We start from the raw sequence: 22,665 nt of genomic DNA on the forward strand, positions 1-22,665 counted from the left end.
CTCTCCCTGTAAGTTGGCTTACCAGCCCGGCACCGCGCCGCCGTTGAAGATAGTCTCTGCCGCCTTCGCCACCTCCGGCGACTGGTACGACTGCATAAACTCCTTCACGTTTTCCGCGTCTTTATTGTCTTCCCGGGTCACGATGATGTTCACGTAGGGCGAGTTTTTATCTTCGATAAAGATGCCATCGCGAACCGGCGACAGCCCGGTTTGCTGCAGGTAGGTGGTGCTGATGATGGCCACGTCGACTTTAGGATCGTCGAGTACGCGCGGCAGTTGCGCCCCTTCCAGCTCCATAATTTTCAGATGATGCGGGTTGTCGGTGATATCCACCGCCGTCGGCAGCAGGCCGGTACCGGCTTTGAGGGTTATCAGCTTCTCTTTTTGCAGCAGCAGCAGCGCCCGCCCGAGGTTGGTCGGATCGTTGGGGATAGCGATCGTCGCGCCGTCTTTCAGTTCGGCGACTGACTTTATCTTGCGCGAATAGCCGGCCATCGGGAAGACGAAGGTATTGCCTACCGCCACCAGATGGTAGTTATGCGCTTTGTTGTCCTGCTCAAGGAAAGGCCGATGCTGGAAGACGTTGGCGTCCAGATCCCCGGCGTTGGTCGATTCGTTAGGCAACAGCGAGCCGCTGAACCCCACCAGCTCAACCTCCAGACCATATTTCTCTTTGGCCACTTTCTTCGCCACTTCCGCCACATCCTGTTCAGCGCCGTTAATCACGCCGACCTTAATGTGCTTCGCTTCATTACCCTTTTGGTCGCAGCCGACCAGCGCCAGACCCGCCAGCATTACCGCGGCGGCGGCACGTAAACGTAATCTCATCCTCTTCACCCTGTCCGTCCTGACTGTCGTTGTTTTTTTCGTGCAAAACTATAGCGACTTTCGGGTGGGGTAATAAACAGCAAACCGCGCAACCGGAAATAAAATCATCTTCGCCAGGCGCGAAGCGCTAGCCCCGTCGCCACTCGCCCGGCGTCACGCCATAGCGCATTTTGAAGCGCTTCGAGAAGGACGCCAGCGACTGAAAGCCGCAGCGTTCGGCAATGACCTCGAGGTTGGTCTGACGCTCCAGGCGCAGCAGCCGGGCGGCCAGCGCCATTCGCAGCTGCGACAGCCACGCCTGCGGCGTCAGGTGATAAACGCGGGCAAAATGGCGGGCAAAGGTGGCCCGCGACAGAAAGGCGCGGGCGGCCATGGTTTCCAGCGTCCACGGCTGCTCCGGGGTCGCCATCACCGACAGCACCGCCGGCATCAGGCGCTCATCGCTCATCAGACGCAGCAGCCCGCCTGGCGGCTGCTGCTCGCCAAGCAGCATGCGCAGCAGCAGCACCAGCAGCGTATCGCCGAGGCTGCGCACGATAGCGCTGCCGCCGGGACGCTGCGCCAGACTTTCGCGGACCAGTATGTTAAGCAACGGCTGCAGCTCCGGGCAGTCTTCGCGCGCATCGGTATGGAGATGGATCAGCGTCGACGCCTCAGTGAACAGCCAGCTGACGTGCGGACCAAAATAGAATTCGCCGCACAGCATCTCCAGCGCCCCCTCCGCCGGGCCGGCGCGCATTTCCGTCACCGTGCCGTTAAAGCGATGCGCCACCGGCAGCACCTGGCCCCACTCCACCAGGCTCTCCATCAGGTGCGGCGAACCGTGCGGCAGGAGGACCACATCTCCCGCGCGCAGGTGATGGGTCTGGCCGCCGACGTTGAGCCGCCCCTCGCCGCGCAGCACCACGTGCCATGGCACCACGCCGCTGCGCATTTGCTGGTGCCCGGCCTGCCAGCGGCCGCCGAAGCGACAGTGCAGGTTCACTTCGCAGCGCGGCGCCAGCAGCGCCAGCAGATGACTGAGACTGTCCATGCTTCTCCTGAGACGATAAGACAAAAAGGTGAGACGAAGACCGCCAGTCTAGCATGCGGCAACCGCCTAAGATGACCCCGATGCCAACACACACCCTCGAAAACAACAGGAGTTAACCATGAGCCGTTTAGCTGATATCCGTGAACAAGACGCCACCGGCAAAGCCGCCGATATTTTCGCCGGGATCAAAAAAGCGATGGGCAAAGTGCCGAATGCCTACCTGGCCATCGGCGGCCACTCGCCGGCCGCGCTGCAGCAGGCGCTGGCGCACAATGCGATGCTACATAAAGGCAGCCTCAGCGCCCAACAGCTGGAAGCCATTAACCTGTCGGTCAGCGAAGCCACCGGCTGTGACTACTGCCTGGCCGCACATACGCTGATGGCGAAAAAAGCCGGCTTCAGCAGCGAACAGATCCACGCCCTGCGCCGCGGGGAGTATGCGGAAGAGGCACAGCTTGATGCGCTGGTGAAATTTGCGCAGACGCTGGTGACCACCACCGGCACGCTGCCGGAAGCCGACGTCGCCGCGCTGCGCAACGCCGGTTTTAGCGACCAGCAGGTGATTGAGATTATCAGCGCCATCAGCGCGATCCTGTTCACCAATATGGTGAACCGGGTTAACGACACGGTGGTCGACTTCCCGAAAGCCGATTAATCCGTCGCGCAGCGCCGGTTTTACAGCCCCAGGTCGCTGAGCCCCGGATGATCGTCCGGGCGACGCCCCTGGGGCCAGTGGAACAGGCGCTCGCTTTCGGCGATCGGCAGGTCGTTGATGCAGGCGTAGCGCGTCTGCATCAGCCCGTGCTGATCAAACTCCCAGTTTTCATTGCCGTACGAGCGAAACCAGTTGCCGCTGTCGTCGCACCACTCATAGGCGAAGCGCACGGCGATGCGATTTTCCTGCCATGCCCACAGCTCCTTAATCAGCCGATATTGCTGCTCCTTATGCCATTTTCGCTGCAGGAATTCGACAATTTGCCCCCTGCCGTGGACAAACTCGCTGCGGTTGCGCCATTCGCTGTCCATGGTGTAGGCCAGAGCGACCTTTTCGGCATCGCGGCTGTTCCAGCCATCTTCCGCAGCGCGGACCTTCTGGATAGCGCTGTCGCGGGTAAACGGCGGTAACGGGGGACGTTGTTCGGTCATGCTGACTCTCCTCTGCGGGCTAATTGCTGCTGCAGGCGCTGATTCTCCTGCTCCAGGTCATGAATACGTTGCTGCAGGTTCTGGCTGTACTCCGCCACCTGCTGCGCGCTGTAGCGCGGCGTAATGTGCTGCGGGCAGTTCCAGTCAAACGCCTGCAGATGAAAAAGAAACAGGCGCTCGATGCGGGCGCGATAGTTGGCCGGCGCCACCTGCGCCAGCAGCGGCGGGTGGTTCTCTGCCGCCACGACCTCGACGGTGGCGTAGATTTTCAGCCTGGCACGGCGCGGATAATCCATCAAAAACAGGCAGGCCCGGTCGCTGCCGCGCAGGTTGCCGGTGGTGATGTACTGACGGTTGCCGCCGAAATCCGCCATCGCCAGGGTGGTATCGTCCAGCAGATGCAGAAACCCCGGCGGGCCGCCGCGATGCTGAATGTAGGGCCAGCCGCTCTGCGACACCGTCGCCAGATAAAAGCTGTCGCGGGTGGCGATCATCCCCGCTTCGCTGTCGCCGAAGCGGTCGGCCTGGCGTCGGCTGTGCGGCGTTTGCCACAGCTGGTCGCTGCCCATTTCATGCTGCACATCCATCACGTCCGGGGTGATGGCGATATCGAGAAAGGTTGCTGCCATAGCGCCTCCTGTTGTCTGGCGCCATCATGGACTGTACTGCGAAAAATGATAATACTGGTTTCGTGGCAATCATCTTTCCAAAAATCGGGAGAATAATGGATCGATTAAGCGCGATGGCGCTGCTGGTGAAAGTGACCGAGCTGGGGAGTATGTCGGCGGCGGCGCGGGCGCTGAATATGCCGTTGACCACCGTCAGCCGCCATATCGGCGAGCTGGAGAACGCGCTGGGGGTGCGCCTGCTGGCGCGGACCACCCGCAAACTGACGCTCACCGACGCCGGGGTCGATTATGTCGCTGCCGCGCGGCGGATCCTTGAGGAGGTGGAAAACGCCGAACGCCAGGCGACGGGCGAGTATCAGGAACCGAAAGGCGAGCTGGTGATCTCTGCGCCGACAATGTTTGGGCGCCAGCACGTTCTCCCGGTGATCGCTGAATTCATCGCCCGTTACCCGCAGATTCACGTCCGTTTGCTGCTCAGCGATCGTAACGCCGACCTGGTGGGCGACCATATCGATCTGGCGGTGCGGATAGGCGACCTGGCGGACAGCAGCATGGTGGCCACCCGCCTCGGCAGGATGCGCATCGTGGCCTGCGCCCATCCGGCGCTGCTGGCGAAATACGGCGAGCCGCAGCGGCCGCGCGATCTGGCGGCGCTGCCGATCATCCGCATTGAATCGCCGATGCCCTATCGCGGCTGGCGCTTTCGCGCCGCTGAGCGCGAGGACCAGTTGATTAACCTGCCGCCGGCGTTATCGGTCACCACGCCGGAGAGCGCTGCCGATGCCGCGCGGCTGGGGGTGGGCGTAGCTCGCTTACTGCACTATCAGGCGCTGGACGGCCTGCGACAGGGTGAGCTCCGTCTGCTGCTGGAGCGCGTCGAGCCGGAGCCGGCGCCGGTCCATTTGCTGTATACCGCCCGGGACCTGGCGCCGCTTAAGCTGCGAAAATTTATCGATTTTGCCGCGCCGGCGCTGCGTCAGGCGCTGCTGCGCATCGCCGGGGCCGCTTAGTGCGTCGCGGTCTTCAGCGGCGCCTCCTTTAACAGCCAGGAGAGGACAAACGCCACCGCCATAATGCAGGCCGCCATGAGGAACGCCCCGTGGATCGCCGCGCCGAAGGCGTCGAGATAGTCGAGGCGGATATCCGCGGGCAGGTGCTGCACCGCCACCGGATTCATTCCCGGCGGCAGTACCGCGCCTTCCGGCAACAGCTTTTGCAGGTTGCTCTGCAGCACGTGCGTGAACACCGCGCCAAACAGCGCCACGCCGATGGAGCCGCCGATCGAGCGGAACAGGGTCACGCCGGAGGTGGCGACGCCGTAAAGCTTCGCCGGCATCGCGTTCTGTACCGCCAGGACCAGCACCTGCATCACCAGCCCCAGACCGGCCCCCAGCACGCCGGTAAACAGGTACAGCTGCCACAGCGGTGAGTGAATGGTGATCCGGGTCAGCAGCACCATGCCGGTCACGCCAAGCAGGGTACCGAGGATCGGAAACAGGCGATATTTACCGGTACGGCTGATAATCCGCCCGCTGATAATCGAGGTCAGCAGCAGGCCGCCCATCAGGGGGATCAGCTGCAGCCCGGCCTCGGTGGGGGTCGCCTCCTTCACCACCTGCAGATAGAGCGGCAGGAAGGTGACTGATCCAAACAGCGACATGCCGATGACGAAGCCGATCAGACTGCACAGCAGGAAGCTGCGGTTGCGGAACAGCGACAGCGGAATAATCGGCTCGGCGGCCATTCGCTCTTCGTAGATAAAACCGATGACCCCCACGATGCCGAAGGCCAGAATGCACCACAGCTGCGGGTCATTCCACGCATGAACGCTGCCCCCTTCCGAGGTAAACAGGATGATGCACAGCAGCGCCATGCTGAGGTAAATCGCCCCCAGCCAGTCAATCTCATGCTGGCTGCGTTTATTGCTGCTGTGGAATACCGCGCCGATCACCAGCAGCGCGAAGAGGCCCAGCGGCAGGTTGATGTAGAAGATCCAGCGCCAGGAGGCGTGCTGCACCAAAAAGCCGCCGATCAGCGGGCCGATCACCGTCGCCAGGCCAAAAACGCCGCCGAACAGCCCCTGATAGCGGCCACGGCTGGCGGGCGGGATGACGTCGGCCACCGCCGCCATGCTGATGACCATCAGGCCGCCGCCGCCGAGCCCCTGCAGGCCGCGCATCAGCACCAGCTGGGTCATGTTCTGCGCCAGCCCGCAGAGGGCGGAGCCGACAAGAAACAGCCCAATCGCCACCTGCAGCACGATTTTGCGGCCGAACAGATCGCCGAATTTACCGTACAGCGGCACCGCGATGGTGGAGCTGAGGATATAGGCGGTAACCACCCAGGAAAGCTTGTCCAGCCCGCCCAGTTCGCCGACAATCGTCGGCAGCGCGGTGGAGACAATGGTCTGATCCAGCGCGGAGAGGAGCATCACCAGCAGCAAGGCGCTAAACAGCAGGCGTATCGACTGCACCGGTGGGTTCGCGACTTGAGAAGTCATCACAACACTCGCTTGAAATTAATTAAATGCATAATTAATATTTAGTGAAAGAATGAGTCGGGTCAAGAGATCGCCATATCATGACAGCACAAAAGGATCAGGATACCCCCCGCCGCCCGGGGCGGCCGCGCGGTAAAAAACCGGGTACCGCCAACCGCGAACAGCTGATGGACATCGCCCTGACGCTGTTTGCCCGCGACGGCGCGGCCCGCGTGTCGTTGAATGCCATCGCCAAAGAGGCCGGGGTGACGCCGGCGATGCTGCATTACTATTTCAGTTCGCGGGATGCGCTGGTGACGCAGCTGATCGAAGAGCGCTTTATGCCGCTGCGCAACCACATCAGCCGCATCTTTGTCGACCATCCGCAGGACCCGGTGCTGGCGCTGACGATGATGGTCGAGACGCTGGCGCACATGGCGGAGAAAAACGCCTGGTTCGCGCCGCTGTGGATGCAGGAGATCATCGGCGAGATGCCGATCCTGCGTCAGCATATGGACGCCCGCTTCGGCGAGGAGCGTTTTCAGGTGATGCTGGAGGCGGTGCGCCGCTGGCAGCGGGAGGGCAAGATTAACCCGGCGCTGTCGCCGGAGCTGCTGTTTACCACGGTGATTAGCCTGGTGCTGGTGCCGTTTTCGCGCATCCACAGCGATCCGCGTTTACAGGCGGTCGACCGCCAGACCATCGTCAGCCACGCGCTGGCGTTAATGGGCCATGGCGTCGGGGGTTAAGGCGTGGTTTTGACGCTTTTGTAGCCCGGATAAGGCGCCACGCGCCGCCATCCGGGATTTTCCCTGCTCGCGCTACGCTTAGCAGGGCTACAGAAATAACGGCACAACCTTAAATTTCCCTGCTCGCACTGCGCTTAGCAGGGCCAGCACTCCCGTGTTATGTCCGGGCAGATTGCGCTCCCGATACTTCTTCTGCGTTATGCCTGGCATGGCGCAGGGAGCGCACAGGGGGCGGCCAGTCGCCGCCGCCCCCTGTACCCCCGGGCTCCGGCCAGCACCGGCAGTTTCAGTCGCGCAAGTGGGTATATCAACAACAGGCCGCTCGGCATCATGGCGGGCACAGCACGAACCGTAGGCCGGGTAAGGCGCAGCCGCCACCCGGCAAGAATACAGGTGCCGTGCCTGATATCCTGCCCGGCGGCGCTGCGCTTGCCGGTCCTGGGTGGGGCGAAACGACGGGAGAACTGTGTAGGCCGGATAAGGCATTTATGCCGCCATCCGGCACAATCACAGGTACGGTACCTGACCGCCCGGCGATATCAGGATCGTTACAGCGCCTTCGACAAATAGTGACGCTGCATTCCCGCATGCGGGAAGTCGGGCAGCGACATCTGCAGCTGATAGCCTAATTTCTGATAAAACGGCAGCGCCTGGAAGCTAAAGGTATCCACCAGCAGATGGCTGCAGCCCTGCGCCTGCGCCTGCCGCTCCGCCTCCTGCATCAGCTCGCTCCCCAGTCCGCGTCCGCGCGTCGCTTCGCTGACCCACAGATACTCAATGCACAGCCAGTTACCCTTGCGTTTGGCAATCAGCCCGCCCTGCATCACCCCTTGCGCATCGCGGGAGTAAACGCCCAGATCGCCAAACTGCGCCGCATCAAGATACTGCTGATTATAGTGCCGCAGACCGGCAAACAATTCTTGTTGATCGTCGGGATTAATGCTTTTTGTAATAATTAACGCCATTAACTATCTCCAGTATCGCAGTGCCGAAAGGTTATTTTCCCTCTCCACTTTCACAAAAAATTCTTATTTTCTCCATGATTATTTGCCTTAATTTTTTGCGTTCTAAAAGTAAGCAAAAAAACCTTTCCATTATCGCGGCGGATCGTATAATGGGAAAAAATGAGAATGATCATTCTCACCACAAAACCAGAGGAGATGCGCTTTTCACCTCCTGAAGGCCGAAGAGGTTGGCTTCAGCGGAGACACGATAACAATCACGTTCAGGAACATCTGTGTTCCTTTTTTGTCATTTTCGCTTAGCCGAAAATGCCTCAGCGCCCAACCTATTCCCTCGTTTTTAAATAAACGGGGCGGACGTCTTATATCTTGAGAAAATATAATGAAATACATCATAGCTCCCATCGCAACAGCATTATTTCTCCTTAGCGGATGTGATAATGCGCAGACATCTGCCCCGCAGCAACCCACGCCGGAAGTGGGCGTGGTCACTCTGCAAAGCCAGCCGGTTCCGGTAGTCAGCCAGCTCACCGGCCGCACCACCGCCTCGCTCAGCGCCGAAGTACGCCCGCAGGTGGGCGGCATCATCCAGAAGCGCCTGTTTACCGAAGGCGATATGGTGAAGGCCGGGCAGGCCCTTTACCAGATCGATCCCTCCAGCTATCGCGCGACCTGGAATGAAGCGGCGGCGGCGCTGAAACAGGCCCAGGCGCTGGTGGTCTCCGATTGCCAGAAGGCTCAGCGCTACGCGTCGCTGGTCCGGGATAACGGCGTCTCCCGCCAGGATGCCGACGACGCCGCCTCCACCTGCGCCCAGGACAAGGCCAGCGTGGCATCGAAGAAAGCGGCGCTGGAGAGCGCGCGCATCAACCTGAACTGGACCACCGTCACCGCGCCGATTGCCGGACGCATCGGCATCTCGTCGGTCACGCCGGGGGCGCTGGTCTCCGCCGATCAGGATACCGCGCTGGCGACGATCCGCGGTCTCGACACCATGTATGTCGATCTGACGCGATCCAGCGTCGATCTCCTGCGTTTACGCAAACAAAGCCTGGCCAGCAACAGCGATACCCTCAGCGTGACGTTAATCCTTGAAGATGGCAGCACCTACAGCGAAAAAGGGCGTCTGGCGCTCACCGAAGTCGCCGTCGATGAATCCACCGGCTCGGTAACCCTGCGCGCCATCTTCCCCAACCCGCAGCACGTCCTGCTGCCGGGGATGTTTGTCCGCGCGCGCATCGATGAAGGCATCATGAACGACGCGATCCTCGCCCCGCAGCAGGGGATTACCCGCGATGCCAAAGGCGACGCCACGGCGCTGGTGGTCGATGCCGACAACAAAGTTGCGCAGCGCGCCGTGGAAACCGGCGACACCTACGGCGATAAATGGCTGGTGCTGAGCGGCCTGAAAGCGGGCGACAAGCTGATCGTCGAAGGCACGGGTAAAGTGGCCCCTGGCCAGACGGTGAAGGCCGTTGCCGTCAACAATAACGGAGGCAACGCCTGATGTTCTCCCGTTTCTTCGTGCGTCGCCCGGTCTTTGCCTGGGTGATCGCCATTCTGATTATGCTCGCCGGCGTGCTGGCGATCCGCACTCTGCCGGTGGGCCAGTACCCGGACGTCGCCCCGCCGGCGGTGAAAATCTCCGCCACCTATACCGGCGCCTCCGCCGAAACCCTGGAGAACAGCGTCACCCAGGTGATCGAGCAGCAGCTTACCGGCCTCGACCATCTGCTCTACTTCAGCTCCACCAGCAGCTCCGACGGCTCGGTCAGCATCACCGTCACCTTTGAGCAGGGGACCGACCCGGACACCGCCCAGGTGCAGGTGCAGAACAAAGTCCAGCAGGCGGAATCGCGGCTGCCGAGCGAAGTCCAGCAGTCCGGCGTGACGGTGGAAAAATCGCAGAGCAGCTTCCTGCTGATCCTCGCGGTGTATGACAAAACCGACCGCGCCACCAGCTCCGATATCTCCGACTGGCTGGTCAGCAACCTGCAGGACCCGCTGGCGCGCGTAGAGGGCGTCGGCAGCCTGCAGGTGTTCGGCGCCGAATACGCGATGCGCGTCTGGATGGACCCGACCAAACTCGCCTCCTACTCGCTGATGCCTTCCGACGTCCAGTCGGCGATTGAGGCGCAGAACGTGCAGGTCTCCGCCGGTAAAATCGGCGCCCTGCCATCGTCCAGCGCCCAGCAGCTGACCGCCACCGTGCGCGCGCAGTCGCGGCTGCAAACCCCTGACCAGTTCAAAGCGATCATCGTGAAAAGCCAGGCCGACGGTTCGGTAGTGCGCCTGAGCGATGTCGCACGGGTGGAGATGGGCAGCGAGGATTACACCGCTACCGCCAATCTCAACGGCCACCCGGCCGCCGGGATCGCGGTGATGATGGCCCCCGGCGCCAACGCGCTGGACACCGCGACCCTGGTGAAAAGCAAAATCGCCGAATTCCAGCGTCAGATGCCGCAGGGCTACGATATCGCCTATCCAAAGGACAGCACCGAGTTCATCAAAATCTCGGTCGAAGACGTGATTCAGACCCTTTTCGAAGCGATTATCCTCGTGGTCTGCGTGATGTATCTGTTCCTGCAGAACTTCCGCGCCACGCTGATCCCGGCGGTAGCGGTCCCGGTGGTGCTGCTCGGCACCTTCGGCGTGCTGGCGCTGTTCGGCTACTCGATTAACACCCTGACGCTGTTCGCCATGGTGCTGGCGATCGGCCTGCTGGTGGACGACGCCATTGTGGTGGTGGAGAACGTCGAGCGCATTATGCGCGACGAAGGGCTGCCCGCCCGGGAAGCCACCGAAAAATCGATGGGCGAAATCTCCGGCGCGCTGGTGGCGATCGCCCTGGTGCTGTCGGCGGTCTTACTGCCGATGGCCTTCTTCGGCGGCTCGACCGGGGTCATTTATCGCCAGTTCTCGGTGACCATTATCTCGGCGATGATGCTGTCGGTGGTGGTGGCCCTGACCCTCACCCCGGCGCTGTGCGGCGCGCTGCTCAGCCACTCCAGGCCTCATACCAAAGGGTTCTTCGGCGCGTTTAACCGCCTGTGGGGGCGCACGGAAGCGGGCTACCAGCGCCGCGTGCTCGGCGGCCTGCGCCGTGGCGCGGTGATGATGGGCGCTTACGTCCTGATTTGCGGGGCGATGGCGCTGGCGATGTGGAAACTGCCGGGCAGCTTTCTGCCGGTGGAGGACCAGGGGGAGATCATGGTCCAGTACACCCTGCCCGCCGGGGCCACCGCGGTGCGTACCGCCGAGGTGCGTCGCCAGGTCACCGACTGGTTCCTGACCAAAGAGAAAGCCAATACCAACGTCATTTTCACCGTCGACGGCTTCAGCTTTAGCGGCAGCGGTCAGAACGCCGGGATGGCCTTCGTGTCGCTGAACAACTGGTCGCAGCGCAAAGGCGACGACAATACCGCCCAGGCCATCGCCCTGCGCGCCAATAAAGAGCTGGGGACGATCCGCGACGCCACCCTGTTCGCCATGACCCCGCCGTCGGTGGACGGTCTCGGACAGAGCAACGGCTTCACCTTCGAGCTGATGGCCAGCGGAGGTACCGACCGCGACAGCCTGATGAAGCTACGCAGTCAGCTGCTGGCCGCGGCCAACCAGAGCGGCGAGCTGCAGTCGGTGCGCGCCAACGACCTGCCGCAGATGCCGCAGCTGCAGGTGGATATCGATAACAACAAAGCGGTCTCGCTGGGGCTGTCGCTGAGCGACGTGACCGATACCCTCTCCAGCGCCTGGGGCGGTACCTACGTGAATGACTTTATCGACCGCGGCCGGGTGAAGAAGGTGTACATCCAGGGCGAGAGCGACGCGCGCGCCGTGCCCTCCGACCTCGGCAAATGGTTCGTTCGCGGCAGCGATAACAGCATGACGCCCTTCTCCGCCTTCGCCACCACCCACTGGCAATACGGTCCGGAAAGCCTGGTGCGCTACAACGGCTCCGCCGCCTTTGAGATCCAGGGCGAAAACGCCGCCGGCTTCAGCTCCGGCGCGGCGATGGACAAGATGGAAAAGCTGGCCGACAGCCTGCCGGCGGGCTCCACCTGGGCGTGGAGCGGCATTTCGCTGCAGGAAAAGCTGGCCAGCGGACAGGCGATGAGCCTGTACGCCATCTCGATTCTGGTGGTGTTCCTGTGCCTGGCGGCGCTGTATGAGAGCTGGTCGGTGCCGTTCTCGGTGATCATGGTCATCCCGCTCGGCCTGCTCGGCGCGGCGCTGGCGGCGACGCTGCGCGGCTTAAGCAATGACGTCTACTTCCAGGTGGCGCTGCTGACCACCATCGGCCTGTCGTCGAAGAACGCCATCCTGATCGTGGAGTTCGCTGAATCCGCAGTGGATGAGGGTTATTCGCTCTCCCGGGCGGCTATCCGCGCCGCGCAGACCCGTCTGCGCCCAATTGTCATGACCTCGCTGGCGTTTATCGCCGGGGTGCTGCCGCTGGCCATCGCCACCGGCGCCGGGGCCAACAGCCGCGTGGCGATCGGCACCGGCATCATCGGCGGCACCCTGACGGCCACCCTGCTGGCGGTGTTCTTCGTACCGCTGTTCTTCGTGCTGGTGAAACGCTTCTTCACCCGCCAACGTTCTTCTCAGGAGTAAGGTATGTTTCGTTTGAGTTTTATGTTTATCGCGCTCCTGACCGCGGGCTGCGTCTCGCTTGATCCGCATTATGATCGCCCGGCCGCGCCGGTGCCGGCTACCCTCCCCGGGGCGCACGGCGAATCGACGGCGGTGGTCGGCGACTGGCAGAAAGTGGTCAATGACGCGCGGCTGAAAAAAGTGGTCAGTATCGCGCTGAACAGCAACCGCGATGTGCAAAAGGCGCTGGCCGATATCGAGGCCGCGCGCGCCCAGTACGGCGAGACGCGGGCGTCGCTGTTCCCCACCGTCGATGCCGAGCTGAGCCATACGCGCAGCAAAACGGTGGCCAGCGGCCTGAGCTCCGCTTCGCAGGCCGACGGGGCGGTCTCCAGCTTCGAGCTGGATCTGTTTGGCAAGAACCAGAGCCTGTCGCGCGCGGCGCGCGAAACCTGGCTTGCCAGCGAATTCACCGCGCAGAATACCCGGCTGACGATGATTGCCGATTTGACCACCGCCTGGGTGACCCTGGCGACGGATAACAGCAATCTGGCGCTGGCGCAGCAGACCATGGACAGCGCAGCAAACTCGCGCAACATCGTCGCCCGTCAGATGGCGGTGGGCACCGCCTCCGCCGGCGATTTAAGCTCGGCGGAAAGCGTCTATCAGCAGGCGCGCGCCAGCGTCGCCAGCTACCGCACGCTGGTGGCGCAGGATAAAAACGCTATTAACCTGCTGGCGGGGGAAACCGTGCCGGAGAGCCTGCTGCCCGGCACCCTCGACAGTCTCGGGGATAACTGCATCGCCCTGGTGCCGGCGGGGGTGTCATCGTCGGTGCTGCTGCGCCGGCCGGATATTCAGGAAGCGGAGCATAATCTGAAGAGCGCCAATGCCGATATCGGCGCGGCGCGGGCGAACTTCTTCCCGTCGATTTCCCTGACCGCCAGCGCCGGCGTCGGCAGCGACTCGCTGTCGTCGCTGTTCAGCCACGGGATGCAGGTGTGGTCGTTCGCCCCCTCCATTAGCCTGCCGCTGTTCACCGGCGGCAGCAACCTGGCGCAGTTGCGCTATGCGGAAGCGGAGAAGAAGGGGCTGATCGCCACCTACGAGAAATCGATTCAGAGCGCCTTTAAGGACGTTGCCGATGCGCTGGCGCGCCGGGAAACGCTAAATGAAGAGCTCGATGCCCAGCAACAGTATGTCGCCGCCGAGCAGACCTCGCTGGATATCGCCATGAAGAGCTATCAGGCTGGGGTCGGCGATTATCTGTCGGTGCTCACCGCCCAGCGCACGCTGTGGTCGGCGAAGACGACGCTGCTGTCCCTGCAGCAGACCGACCTCAATAACCGGATCACCCTCTGGCAGTCGCTGGGCGGCGGCGCCAGTTAATTTCACCCGCCGGGCGACCGCGCCCGGCTTCTGTAAGGAATCGTTATGCCACGTGTTTCCCTCTCCTGGGCGCTGATCCTCGGCCTGCTGTCGGGCATTGGGCCGCTGTGCACGGATTTTTATCTGCCGGCTCTGCCGGAGATCACTCAGCAGCTGCAGGCCACCAGCACCCAGACCCAGCTGTCGCTGACCGCCGCGCTGATTGGCCTCGGCCTGGGTCAGCTGTTTTTCGGCCCGCTGAGCGACCGGATTGGCCGCCTGAAACCGCTGGCGCTGTCCCTGCTGTTGTTTATCTTCTCTTCGGCGATGTGCGCCCTGACCCGGGATATCAACATGCTGATTGTCTGGCGCTTTTTACAGGGCTTCGCCGGCGCCGGCGGCTCGGTGCTGTCGCGCTCCATCGCCCGCGATAAATACCAGGGCACCCTGCTGACCCAGTTTTTCGCCCTGCTGATGACGGTGAACGGCATTGCGCCGGTCCTGTCCCCGGTGCTGGGCGGCTACGTGATCACCGCCTTCGACTGGCGAATTCTCTTCTGGACGATGGCCGCCATTGGCGGCGCGCTGCTGGTCATGAGCCTGACTATCCTGCGGGAAACGCGCCCGGCCGCGGCGACCCATGCCGCCCGCCAGCGGCCCGGCCAGCCGGTGCTGAAGAATCGTCGTTTTCTGCGCTTCTGCCTGATTCAGGCGTTTATGATGGCCGGGCTGTTCTCCTACATCGGCTCCTCTTCCTTCGTAATGCAGAGCGAATACGGCATGAGCGCCATGCAGTTCAGCCTGCTGTTTGGTCTGAACGGTATCGGGCTGATTATCGCGGCGATGATCTTTTCCCGTCTGGCGCGCCGCTTCAGCGCCGAAGGCCTGCTGCGCGGCGGCCTGACGCTGGCGGTGGGCTGCGCGGCGATCATGCTGCTGTTTGCCTGGCTGCAGCTGCCGGTTCTGGCGCTGGTCGGCCTGTTTTTTACCGTGTCGCTGATGAGCGGCATCAGTACCGTCGCCGGCGCGGAAGCGATGAGCGCCGTCGACGCCGCCCAGTCCGGGACCGCGTCCGCGCTGATGGGCACCTTGATGTTTGTTTTCGGCGGCATCGCCGCGCCGTTGGCGGGCCTCGGCGGCGAAACGATGCTGAAGATGAGCCTCGCGATGGCGATCTGCTACCTGCTGGCGCTGCTGATGGGCCTCAGCCAGCCGCGCGGCGCGCGCTAAACGCCAGGTGCGGTAATAAAATATTCCACCTTGATTACCGCACTATTTCCCGCCATCTCTACCATTCTCATATTATTCTCCTCGAACTAATCGTGATACTCTTCACAGGAAAGGAATAAATAATTCCTTATACTGCGCACGACTGAGAATAACGAGGTTTCTATGAGTATTGACCTGAGCAAACTGCTGACCGAGCGACGCAACGCCAACAGCGCCAACATTGACACCCTTTCCACCCTCGAGATGCTGACGGTGATAAACCAGGAAGACCAGCAGGTGGCCCAGGCGATTACGCCCTATCTGCCGCAGATTGCCGAGGTGGTGGATAAGGTCGCGACGGCGCTGCAGGCCGGTGGCCGCTTGATTTATATCGGCGCTGGCACCTCAGGGCGTCTGGGGATCCTCGATGCCAGCGAATGCCCACCGACCTTTGGCACCCGCCCGGAGCAGGTGGTGGGGATCATCGCCGGCGGACATAAAGCGATTCTCAGCGCCGTGGAAAACGTGGAAGACAACAAAGCGCAGGGGGCGATGGATCTGCAGAACCTGAACTTCAGCAACCGCGATGTACTGGTGGGGCTGGCGGCCAGCGGACGCACGCCGTACGTCATTGGCGCCATGGAGTATGCCCATCGTCAGAATGCCTTTGTCGCCATCGTCAGCTGTAACCCGCATGGCGAAATGGCTCAGCTGGCGGACGTCGCCATCACCCCGGTGGTCGGCCCGGAGGTAGTGACCGGCTCGACCCGCCTGAAAGCCGGTACCGCGCAGAAGCTGGTGCTGAACATGATCTCCACCGGGGCGATGATCCGCGTCGGCAAGGTCTACAGCAACCTGATGGTCGACGTCGAAGCGACCAACGCCAAGCTGATTGAGCGCCAGGTTTCCATCGTGATGGAGGCGACCGACTGCGATCGTCCCACTGCCCAGAAGGCGCTGGAGGCCTGCGGCCGCCACTGTAAAACGGCAATCGTGATGGTGCTGGCGGACTTAAGCGCCGAAGCGGCGCAGTCGCTGCTGGCGAAGAACAACGGCTACATCCGCAAGGCGCTCAGCAACACCTGAGCGCCGACAGACAGGTAACGGGCAATGGCAAAAATAACGAAAGAGATGATAGCGCGGATCCTCGCCCACGCAGGCGGCGCCGCTAACGTCGCGCAGGCAGGCAACTGCATGACGCGCCTGCGCTTGACCCTGCGCGATGAAGGCCTGGCCGACACCGCCGCCATCCGCCAGATTGACGGCGTGATGGGGGTGATCGTCAGCGACGAGCAGTTCCAGGTGGTGCTCGGCCCCGGCAAGGCGCAAACCGCCGCCGAGATGATGAACGGCCTGCTGGAGGAGGCGCCCGCCGCGCCGACGCTGGCCGACGTCGCGGCGGAGAAAAAACAGGCGCTGAAGGGCAAGCAGACCAGCGCGGTGCAGAAGTTTCTCGCCAAATTCGCCACCATTTTTACGCCGCTGATCCCCGGCTTTATCGCCGTCGGGCTGCTGCTGGGCTTCGCCACCCTGGCGGAACAGGTTTTCGTGCTGGAGAACGCCCATCCGAACGCCAGCCTGGTGGCGCTGATTGGCTATATGAAGGTATTCAGCAAAGGGATGTTCACCTTCCTGAGTATCCTGATTGGCTATAACGCCCAGAAGGCGTTCGGCGGCTCCGGCGTGAACGGCGCGATTATCGCCTCGCTGTTCGTGCTGGGCTACAACCCGGAGGCGACCAGCGGCGTCTATGCCGGGATCTCCACCTTCTTCGGCCACGGTATCGATCCGCGCGGCAATATCATCGGCGTATTGATCGCCGCCATCCTTGGGGCGTGGGTTGAACGCCAGGTGCGGCGGGTCATGCCGGCCAACCTCGATATGATCCTCACCTCGGCGGTGACGCTGCTGATCATGGGCGCGGTGACCTTTACGGTGATCATGCCGATTGGCGGCTGGTTGTTTACCGGCATGTCGTGGCTGTTCCTGCATCTTAACGGCAATCCGTTTGGCTCGGCGGTGCTGGCCGGTCTGTTCCTGCTGGCGGTGATGTTCGGCGTCCATCAGGGGTTTGTCCCGGTCTATTTTGCGCTGGTGGATGCCCAGGGCTTTAACTCGCTGTTCCCAATCCTGGCGATGGCCGGGGCCGGGCAGGTGGGGGCGGCGCTGGCGCTGTTCTGGCGGGCGAAGCGCGATTCGCTGCTGCGAACCCAGATTAAGGGGGCGATTATTCCGGGCTTCCTCGGGATTGGCGAGCCGCTAATCTACGGCGTCACCCTGCCGCGGATGAAGCCGTTTGTCACCGCCTGCCTCGGCGGCGCCTGCGGCGGCTTCTTCGTCGGGCTGATCGCCTGGCTGGGGCTGCCGGTCGGCCTGAACACGGTGTTTGGTCCGTCCGGCCTGGTGGCGCTGCCGCTGATGACCTCCGGCAGCGGGATTTACGCCGGGATGGCGGTCTACGCCGGCGGACTGGCGGTCTCCTACCTGTGCGGCTTTGCGCTCACCTGGCTGTTCGGCAGTAAAAATGTCGATTTAAGTTAGAACGCGATTGTCGGTTAATGCCCGGCGGCGGCTTCGCCTTACCGGGCCTGCAAAATAGTTGTACCGCCGCGCCCGACTACCATTTCCTGCCCCGCCGCCCCGGGCGGGCGCATGCTATGATTCCCCTTTGTCATATTTCGCCAGAGGAAAAGATGGGCTCCAGCAAAAAAGGGATGCTGAACGTACTGATTGCCGCCGTGCTGTGGGGCAGTTCCGGGGTGTGCGCGCAGTTTATTATGCAGGAAAGCCAGATGTCGTCGCCGTTTCTGACCATGACGCGTCTGCTGTTCGCCGGGCTGATCCTGTTGATGCTCGGCTTTGTTCACGGCGACCGCATTTTCCGCGTGCTGCAAAACCGCCGCGACGCCGTCAGCCTGCTGTTTTTCTCGCTGTTTGGCGCGTTAACCGTGCAGTTCACCTTTCTGATGACCATTGAAAAATCGAATGCCGCCACGGCCACGGTGCTGCAGTTCCTGTCCCCGACGATCATCGTCGCCTGGTTCGCCCTCGCCCGTAAAGCGCGCCCCACTCCGCTGGTGCTGGGGGCTATCTGCACCTCGCTGGCAGGCACCTTTCTGCTGGTGACCCACGGCAACCCGACGACGCTGTCGATTTCGCCGGCGGCGCTGTTCTGGGGGATCGCCTCGGCGTTTGCCGCCGCGTTTTATACCACCTATCCCTCGACGCTGATTGCCCGCTACGGGACGCTGCCGATCGTGGGATGGAGCATGCTGTTCGGCGGCGCGATGCTGCTGCCGTTTTATGGCGGCCAGGGCACCGATTTTGTGGTTAACGGCAGCCTGCTGTTAGCCTTTTTCTACCTGGTGGTGATCGGTACTTCGCTGACCTTCAGCCTTTATCTTAACGGCGCGCAGAAGATTGGCGGCGCCAAAGCCGGGATCCTCAGCTGCGCCGAACCGCTGAGCAGCGCCCTGCTGTCGCTTCTGCTGCTGGGGATCACCTTCACGCTGCCGGACTGGCTGGGCACGCTGCTGATCCTGGCCTCGGTGGTGCTGATCGCCATCGACTCGCGGCGGCGGGTGAGAGCCGCCTGAGGCGATGATAACAAACGCCTTTTCAACAAGTTAAATTAACCGCTATTTGCGTGTTTGCCCGCCTGCGCATATAGTTGACGGAAGCGATTACGGAAGGAGAAGCCTGATGAAAGCATGTTGGATGGTATGCCTGGTCACCGCCCTGAGCGCCACGTCGGCGTGGGCTGAATCACCGCTGCAAAGCCTGCAGTTCGAACAGCAAAAGCAGCTGGTGCTTAAAGCGGTGAAGGAAAAATGCGCGCCAGCAAGCCACCTCAGCGACAACGATTTTGCCAATAACGTGCTGGCGACCGACGGCAACAAGAACGCGGTCCGCGAAGCAACGCTGGCGAAAGAGCGCAATAACCAGAAAAGCTACCAGGCCGCGATCGACAAAATCGTCTGTCCGGCCAAATAGCCATCTCGGCATGACCGCCGTCCTGTCGTGGACAGACGGCGGGAGATCTCGGTGAGTGCTGCGTTTAGTGCTTCGGAATAATTAAATCGCCGCGCAGCGGGCTGCCGCCCGGGTTGTCCGTTTTCTCGGTCAACCAGTTGACGATCCGCGACGCCATCGCGTCCATGGAATATTCAATCGCCGGGATAGTCGGGATACCGGGCAGCTGTAACGATCCGGCGAGGCTAAACACCATCACATTTTGCGGAACGGCGCGGTTAAACGCCTGCAGCTGCGGCACCACGCGCTGCGCCTGCTGTTCATCGCTCACCAGCAGCGCGTTAAAGTTCAGCGTCGTGGCGTTATTGACCAGCTCCTGCACCGCCACCGACGGCGAGGTGTTATCCAAAAACACCAGATTGCGATTAAACGGCAAAAAGTTTTTTTCCAGCGCGTGCTTGTAGCCCAGCAGCACCTGATCGGCGAAGCCGCTGCTCTGGGGATGGATCAGCGCAATCTGCCTTCTGCCCTGGCTTATCAGATAGTGACAGGCGGTTTCGGCGGCGAAGGCGTGATCGAACTGAATGCTGTTTTCGCCCTCGCTGTCGAGGCAGTCCACCAGCACCACGTCCGGGCGGTTAATATTCAGAGGAAAACGCGCGCCGATGATCAGCACGTTATCGCACAGCCCGCAGGTCAACTCCTCCAGCGAGTTCATCACGCCGCTGCTGGTGTTGGCGAAGCGCAGCAGCAGGTGCTTCTGGTGCTGGCTGAGCTGTTTTTCCAGGGCGTAGAGATAGCTGGTGGTTTGATTGATATTGTCCTGGGCGCAGATGACGCCGATGCAGCCGGTGGACTGGCTAAGCAACGACTGGGCTATCATGTTTGGCCGGTAATTGAGCGTTTCCGCCGCCTGCAGCACCGCCTGACGACTGGCCTCCTTCACGCCACGTGAGCCGCTCAACACTCGCGACACCGTGGCTTTGGAAACCCCGGCAAGTCGTGAAACATCATTGATTGTCGACATCATTTTCCCCTGCGCGGGCGCCGCGCCCCGCTAAAATCCCGTAAACCTGAATCGCTTCAATTATGACCAGCGCAGTATATCCATTTCACCATTTGTTTGGAAACCGATTTTCCATTTCAGCGCAAAACATCGCCAAATCGACAGAATAATGTGAGCCAAATCCAATAAATCCGCCCCATAAGCAGGAGATCTTGACCACTATCACAGTTCTGCTTTTTATAAATGGAAACCGGTTTCCGTCTGATATCAAATCATCCACGCAATAACTTTTTACATTTTGAGGATGGTCGTCGATGTACAAGATTATGCTGTGCTGTTCTGCCGGAATGTCCACCAGTCTGCTGGTCAGAAAGATGGTGGAGGCGGCGAATGAACGTGATCTGCCGGTGCAGATTGACGCCTATGGCGTTTCCGAATTTGACATCCAGTTTCCGCAGTATCAGGTGGTGTTGCTTGGCCCCCAGGTGAAATACATGTTGAAAACCCTGTCTGACAAAGCGGCTTCCCTGAACATTCCGGTTCAGCCCATCGATACGATGGACTACGGCATGCAGCGGGGAGACAACGTCCTGAATTATGCTCTGTCGCTGATCCCAGCGGCGCACTGAGAGGTGTTGAAATGAGTTCTCTGTATCAGTCCATGATTGCCGTGATCGAGCAATCTATTACTCCGCTGGCAGGACGCCTTGGGCAGCAGAAATATGTTATCGCTATCCGCGATGGCTTCACTGCCGCATTGCCGTTTATGATCATCGGCTCTTTCATGCTGGTATTTATCTTTCCGCCGTTTTCACCCGATACCACCAACGGCTTTGCCCGCGGCTGGCTCGATTTCTCCCAGCACTACCGCGAACAGCTGATGCTGCCGTTTAACCTCAGCATGGGCGTAATGACCTTCTTTATCTCGGTCGGCATTGGCGCCAGCCTCGGTCGTCAGTTTCAGCTCGATCCGGTGATGTCCGGTCTGCTGGCGTTTATGGCCTTCCTGCTGGTCGCCGCGCCCTATGCCGATGGTAAAATTTCCACTCAGTATCTGTCCGGCCAGGGCATTTTTACCGCCCTGATCACCGCCATCTACTCCACCCGCGTCTACGCGTGGCTGAAGCAAAACAACATCACCATCCGTCTGCCGAAAGAGGTGCCGACCGGCGTCGCCCGTTCATTTGAAATCCTGATCCCGGTGCTGGTGGTGATTGGTACTTTGCATCCGCTGAACCTGTTTATCGAAGCGCAGACCGGGATGATCCTGCCGCAGGCGATCATGCATCTGCTGGAGCCGCTGGTTTCCGCCTCCGACTCGCTGCCGGCGATTTTGCTCTCCGTTCTGATGTGCCAGATTTTCTGGTTCGCCGGGATCCACGGCTCGCTGATTGTCACCGGCATTATGAACCCGTTCTGGATGGCCAACCTGTCGGCAAACCAGGCGGCGCTGGCGGCCGGCACGGTGCTGCCGCACGTCTATCTGCAGGGTTTCTGGGATCACTATCTGCTGATTGGCGGCGTCGGTTCGACCCTGCCGCTGGCCTTCCTGCTGCTGCGTAGCCGGGCCACTCATCTGCGCACCATCGGCAAGATGGGCATCGTGCCGAGCTTCTTTAATATCAACGAGCCGATCCTGTTCGGGGCGCCGATCATCATGAACCCGATGATGTTTATCCCCTTCGTCTGCGTACCGATGGTCAACGCGGTGCTGGCTTACGGCGCGACGCGTCTTGGCTGGCTGAGCCAGGTGGTGTCTCTCACTCCGTGGACCACGCCGGCACCGATTGGCGCCTCGTGGGCGGCCAACTGGACGCTGAGCCCGGTAGTGATGTGCCTTATCTGCATGGTGATGTCGGCGGTGATTTACCTGCCGTTCCTGCGCGCCTATGAACGTTCCTTAATGAAAACCGAAGTTGAGAAAACCAAAAATAGCGTTCCGGTGGCAGAAACCGTTAGCTAATTCCTCTCCGCCCCGGAGAGATAATATGATGACAGCGTCATAATGCAGAAAAAGGACTTTCACTGCATTATTAAATAATAAAGACTTCAGGAATACACATGATTGAATTAGAAGATGCGGTAATGGAAATTATCGTCAATGCGGGACAGTCACGCTCATTATGTTTTGAAGCGCTGCATGCGGCCCGAACCGGAAATATCGACGAAGCGCGTTTACTCTTAAATGAGGCCGACGGTTACGCCCGCCGGGCGCATCAGATGCAGACCCAGCTCATCGAGCAGGATGCCGGTGAAGCGCGTCAGCCTATGACGCTTATTATGGTACATGCCCAGGATCATCTGATGAATTCGCTGCTGGCCCGCGAGTTCTCAGAAGAATTAATCCATCTGTACCAGCGTTAATTAATATGGAATAACGTCAGCGAGAATATTACTCTCCGGCGTCGCTGTACCCTAAAAAAACAAATCAGCTTATTTTGGTTATTTATTTTAGCCAGAATGGGATGGTTATTATCTGAAATATATTAATTATTAAAGCGAGATAACCATGAATACTGTGAAAAAACTGCCTTTAGCCATGGCGGTTGTCGCCGCGCTGTGCCCAATTTCCGTAATGGCGCAAGAATTTACTCAGGAACAGATCGACGCCATTGTCGCCAAAGCCGTTGATAAAGCGCTGGCCGACCGCCAGGCGAAAATTGACGCCGCGGCCGACAAAAAGGTCGACGT

Annotated in this window: 23 protein-coding genes and 1 pseudogene; 16 read left to right on the plus strand and 8 right to left on the minus strand. The window is 60.9% G+C overall.

Annotated elements, in window-relative coordinates; translation table 11 throughout:
- Positions 1-18 precede the first annotated feature (18 nt).
- Positions 19-828 carry a lipoprotein NlpA gene (gene nlpA / locus K5R89_RS15265; RefSeq protein ID WP_023291400.1) on the minus strand — a complete coding sequence of 270 codons (810 nt, stop codon included), beginning with the start codon at positions 826-828 and terminating at the stop codon, positions 19-21.
- 127 nt (positions 829-955) lie between these two features.
- Positions 956-1,861, minus strand: a complete 906-nt coding sequence (locus K5R89_RS15270; protein WP_087827819.1) for an AraC family transcriptional regulator — start codon at positions 1,859-1,861, stop codon at positions 956-958.
- Between the two features lie 118 nt (positions 1,862-1,979).
- Here K5R89_RS15270 and K5R89_RS15275 point away from each other — a divergent pair, with 118 nt between their 5' ends.
- Positions 1,980-2,516 (plus strand): carboxymuconolactone decarboxylase family protein, encoded by a 537-nt coding sequence (locus K5R89_RS15275; RefSeq protein WP_032433699.1) that lies wholly within the window; start codon positions 1,980-1,982, stop codon positions 2,514-2,516.
- A 20-nt stretch (positions 2,517-2,536) separates the two neighbouring features.
- Here the strand turns inward: K5R89_RS15275 and K5R89_RS15280 are convergent, their stop codons facing one another.
- Positions 2,537-3,007 (minus strand): nuclear transport factor 2 family protein, encoded by a 471-nt coding sequence (locus K5R89_RS15280; protein WP_044525066.1) that lies wholly within the window; start codon positions 3,005-3,007, stop codon positions 2,537-2,539.
- Positions 3,004-3,636, minus strand: coding sequence for a pyridoxamine 5'-phosphate oxidase family protein (locus K5R89_RS15285; protein ID WP_048298581.1), 633 nt, complete (start codon positions 3,634-3,636; stop codon positions 3,004-3,006). Before K5R89_RS15285 ends, K5R89_RS15280 begins: the two co-directional genes overlap by 4 nt.
- Before the next feature lie 95 nt (positions 3,637-3,731).
- Between K5R89_RS15285 and K5R89_RS15290 the strand changes: the two genes are divergently transcribed.
- On the plus strand, positions 3,732-4,646 hold the full coding sequence (locus K5R89_RS15290; RefSeq protein WP_023291405.1) for a LysR substrate-binding domain-containing protein: 915 nt from the start codon (positions 3,732-3,734) through the stop codon (positions 4,644-4,646).
- Here the strand turns inward: K5R89_RS15290 and K5R89_RS15295 are convergent.
- Positions 4,643-6,136: an MDR family MFS transporter gene (locus tag K5R89_RS15295; protein WP_049013931.1), complete on the minus strand. Its 1,494-nt coding sequence runs from the start codon at positions 6,134-6,136 to the stop codon at positions 4,643-4,645. The two genes, K5R89_RS15290 and K5R89_RS15295, sit on opposite strands and share 4 nt — an antisense overlap.
- Before the next feature lie 80 nt (positions 6,137-6,216).
- Here K5R89_RS15295 and K5R89_RS15300 point away from each other — a divergent pair, with 80 nt between their 5' ends.
- A complete protein-coding gene (locus tag K5R89_RS15300; protein ID WP_023291407.1) occupies positions 6,217-6,864 on the plus strand; it encodes a TetR/AcrR family transcriptional regulator in 648 nt (215 codons plus the stop codon).
- A gap of 548 nt (positions 6,865-7,412) precedes the next feature.
- On the opposite strand, the gene K5R89_RS15305 is transcribed toward K5R89_RS15300, so the two are convergent.
- Positions 7,413-7,829, minus strand: a complete 417-nt coding sequence (locus K5R89_RS15305; RefSeq protein WP_032454397.1) for a GNAT family N-acetyltransferase — start codon at positions 7,827-7,829, stop codon at positions 7,413-7,415.
- Between K5R89_RS15305 and K5R89_RS15310 the strand changes: the two genes are divergently transcribed.
- Positions 7,804-7,920, plus strand: a complete 117-nt coding sequence (locus K5R89_RS15310) for a hypothetical protein (protein ID WP_065805572.1) — start codon at positions 7,804-7,806, stop codon at positions 7,918-7,920. The genes K5R89_RS15305 and K5R89_RS15310 overlap by 26 nt on opposite strands.
- Here K5R89_RS15310 and K5R89_RS15315 read toward each other — a convergent pair.
- A complete protein-coding gene (locus K5R89_RS15315; RefSeq protein ID WP_032454401.1) occupies positions 7,880-8,002 on the minus strand; it encodes a hypothetical protein in 123 nt (40 codons plus the stop codon). The genes K5R89_RS15310 and K5R89_RS15315 overlap by 41 nt on opposite strands.
- Positions 8,003-8,208: 206 nt before the next feature.
- On the opposite strand from K5R89_RS15315, the gene eefA reads away from it, so the two are divergent.
- The 8 genes from eefA (at position 8,209) to K5R89_RS15355 (ending at position 18,989) form a co-directional block, all read left to right on the plus strand.
- The gene (gene eefA / locus K5R89_RS15320; protein ID WP_032454398.1) at positions 8,209-9,333 is read left to right on the plus strand and encodes a multidrug efflux RND transporter periplasmic adaptor subunit EefA; all 1,125 of its coding nucleotides are present in this window, start codon (positions 8,209-8,211) and stop codon (positions 9,331-9,333) included.
- Positions 9,333-12,440 carry an efflux RND transporter permease subunit gene (gene eefB, locus K5R89_RS15325; RefSeq protein WP_217220507.1) on the plus strand — a complete coding sequence of 1,036 codons (3,108 nt, stop codon included), beginning with the start codon at positions 9,333-9,335 and terminating at the stop codon, positions 12,438-12,440. The genes eefA and eefB overlap by 1 nt, the downstream gene beginning before the upstream one ends.
- A 3-nt stretch (positions 12,441-12,443) precedes the next feature.
- Positions 12,444-13,808 carry a multidrug efflux RND transporter outer membrane subunit EefC gene (eefC, locus tag K5R89_RS15330; RefSeq protein ID WP_032454402.1) on the plus strand — a complete coding sequence of 455 codons (1,365 nt, stop codon included), beginning with the start codon at positions 12,444-12,446 and terminating at the stop codon, positions 13,806-13,808.
- A gap of 45 nt (positions 13,809-13,853) precedes the next feature.
- Entirely contained in the window at positions 13,854-15,017 is a 1,164-nt protein-coding gene (locus K5R89_RS15335; RefSeq protein ID WP_023291412.1) for a multidrug effflux MFS transporter, read from the plus strand.
- Positions 15,018-15,179: 162 nt separating this feature from the next.
- Positions 15,180-16,082: an N-acetylmuramic acid 6-phosphate etherase gene (murQ, locus tag K5R89_RS15340; RefSeq protein WP_023291413.1), complete on the plus strand. Its 903-nt coding sequence runs from the start codon at positions 15,180-15,182 to the stop codon at positions 16,080-16,082.
- A gap of 24 nt (positions 16,083-16,106) precedes the next feature.
- Positions 16,107-17,537, plus strand: coding sequence for a PTS N-acetylmuramic acid transporter subunit IIBC (murP, locus tag K5R89_RS15345; protein WP_023291414.1), 1,431 nt, complete (start codon positions 16,107-16,109; stop codon positions 17,535-17,537).
- A 152-nt stretch (positions 17,538-17,689) separates the two neighbouring features.
- Positions 17,690-18,592, plus strand: a complete 903-nt coding sequence (locus K5R89_RS15350; RefSeq protein WP_004205129.1) for a DMT family transporter — start codon at positions 17,690-17,692, stop codon at positions 18,590-18,592.
- 106 nt (positions 18,593-18,698) lie between these two features.
- On the plus strand, positions 18,699-18,989 hold the full coding sequence (locus tag K5R89_RS15355) for a YicS family protein (protein ID WP_101991011.1): 291 nt from the start codon (positions 18,699-18,701) through the stop codon (positions 18,987-18,989).
- 64 nt (positions 18,990-19,053) lie between these two features.
- Here the strand turns inward: K5R89_RS15355 and K5R89_RS15360 are convergent, their stop codons facing one another.
- On the minus strand, positions 19,054-19,995 hold the full coding sequence (locus K5R89_RS15360) for a LacI family DNA-binding transcriptional regulator (protein WP_032429020.1): 942 nt from the start codon (positions 19,993-19,995) through the stop codon (positions 19,054-19,056).
- 293 nt (positions 19,996-20,288) lie between these two features.
- Here K5R89_RS15360 and K5R89_RS15365 point away from each other — a divergent pair, with 293 nt between their 5' ends.
- From K5R89_RS15365 to K5R89_RS15380, 4 genes and pseudogenes are all read left to right on the plus strand, one after another.
- Positions 20,289-20,603 carry a PTS sugar transporter subunit IIB gene (locus K5R89_RS15365; protein WP_023291423.1) on the plus strand — a complete coding sequence of 105 codons (315 nt, stop codon included), beginning with the start codon at positions 20,289-20,291 and terminating at the stop codon, positions 20,601-20,603.
- Positions 20,604-20,614: 11 nt separating this feature from the next.
- On the plus strand, positions 20,615-21,937 hold the full coding sequence (locus K5R89_RS15370) for a PTS sugar transporter subunit IIC (protein ID WP_023291424.1): 1,323 nt from the start codon (positions 20,615-20,617) through the stop codon (positions 21,935-21,937).
- A 98-nt stretch (positions 21,938-22,035) separates the two neighbouring features.
- Positions 22,036-22,338 (plus strand): PTS lactose/cellobiose transporter subunit IIA, encoded by a 303-nt coding sequence (locus K5R89_RS15375; protein ID WP_004205145.1) that lies wholly within the window; start codon positions 22,036-22,038, stop codon positions 22,336-22,338.
- Between the two features lie 145 nt (positions 22,339-22,483).
- Positions 22,484-22,665, plus strand: a pseudogene (locus tag K5R89_RS15380) (hypothetical protein); the annotation flags it as partial.

Source organism: Klebsiella sp. TF21-TM, assembly GCF_019753495.1.
GTDB classification, from domain to species: Bacteria; Pseudomonadota; Gammaproteobacteria; order Enterobacterales; family Enterobacteriaceae; genus Klebsiella; species Klebsiella quasipneumoniae.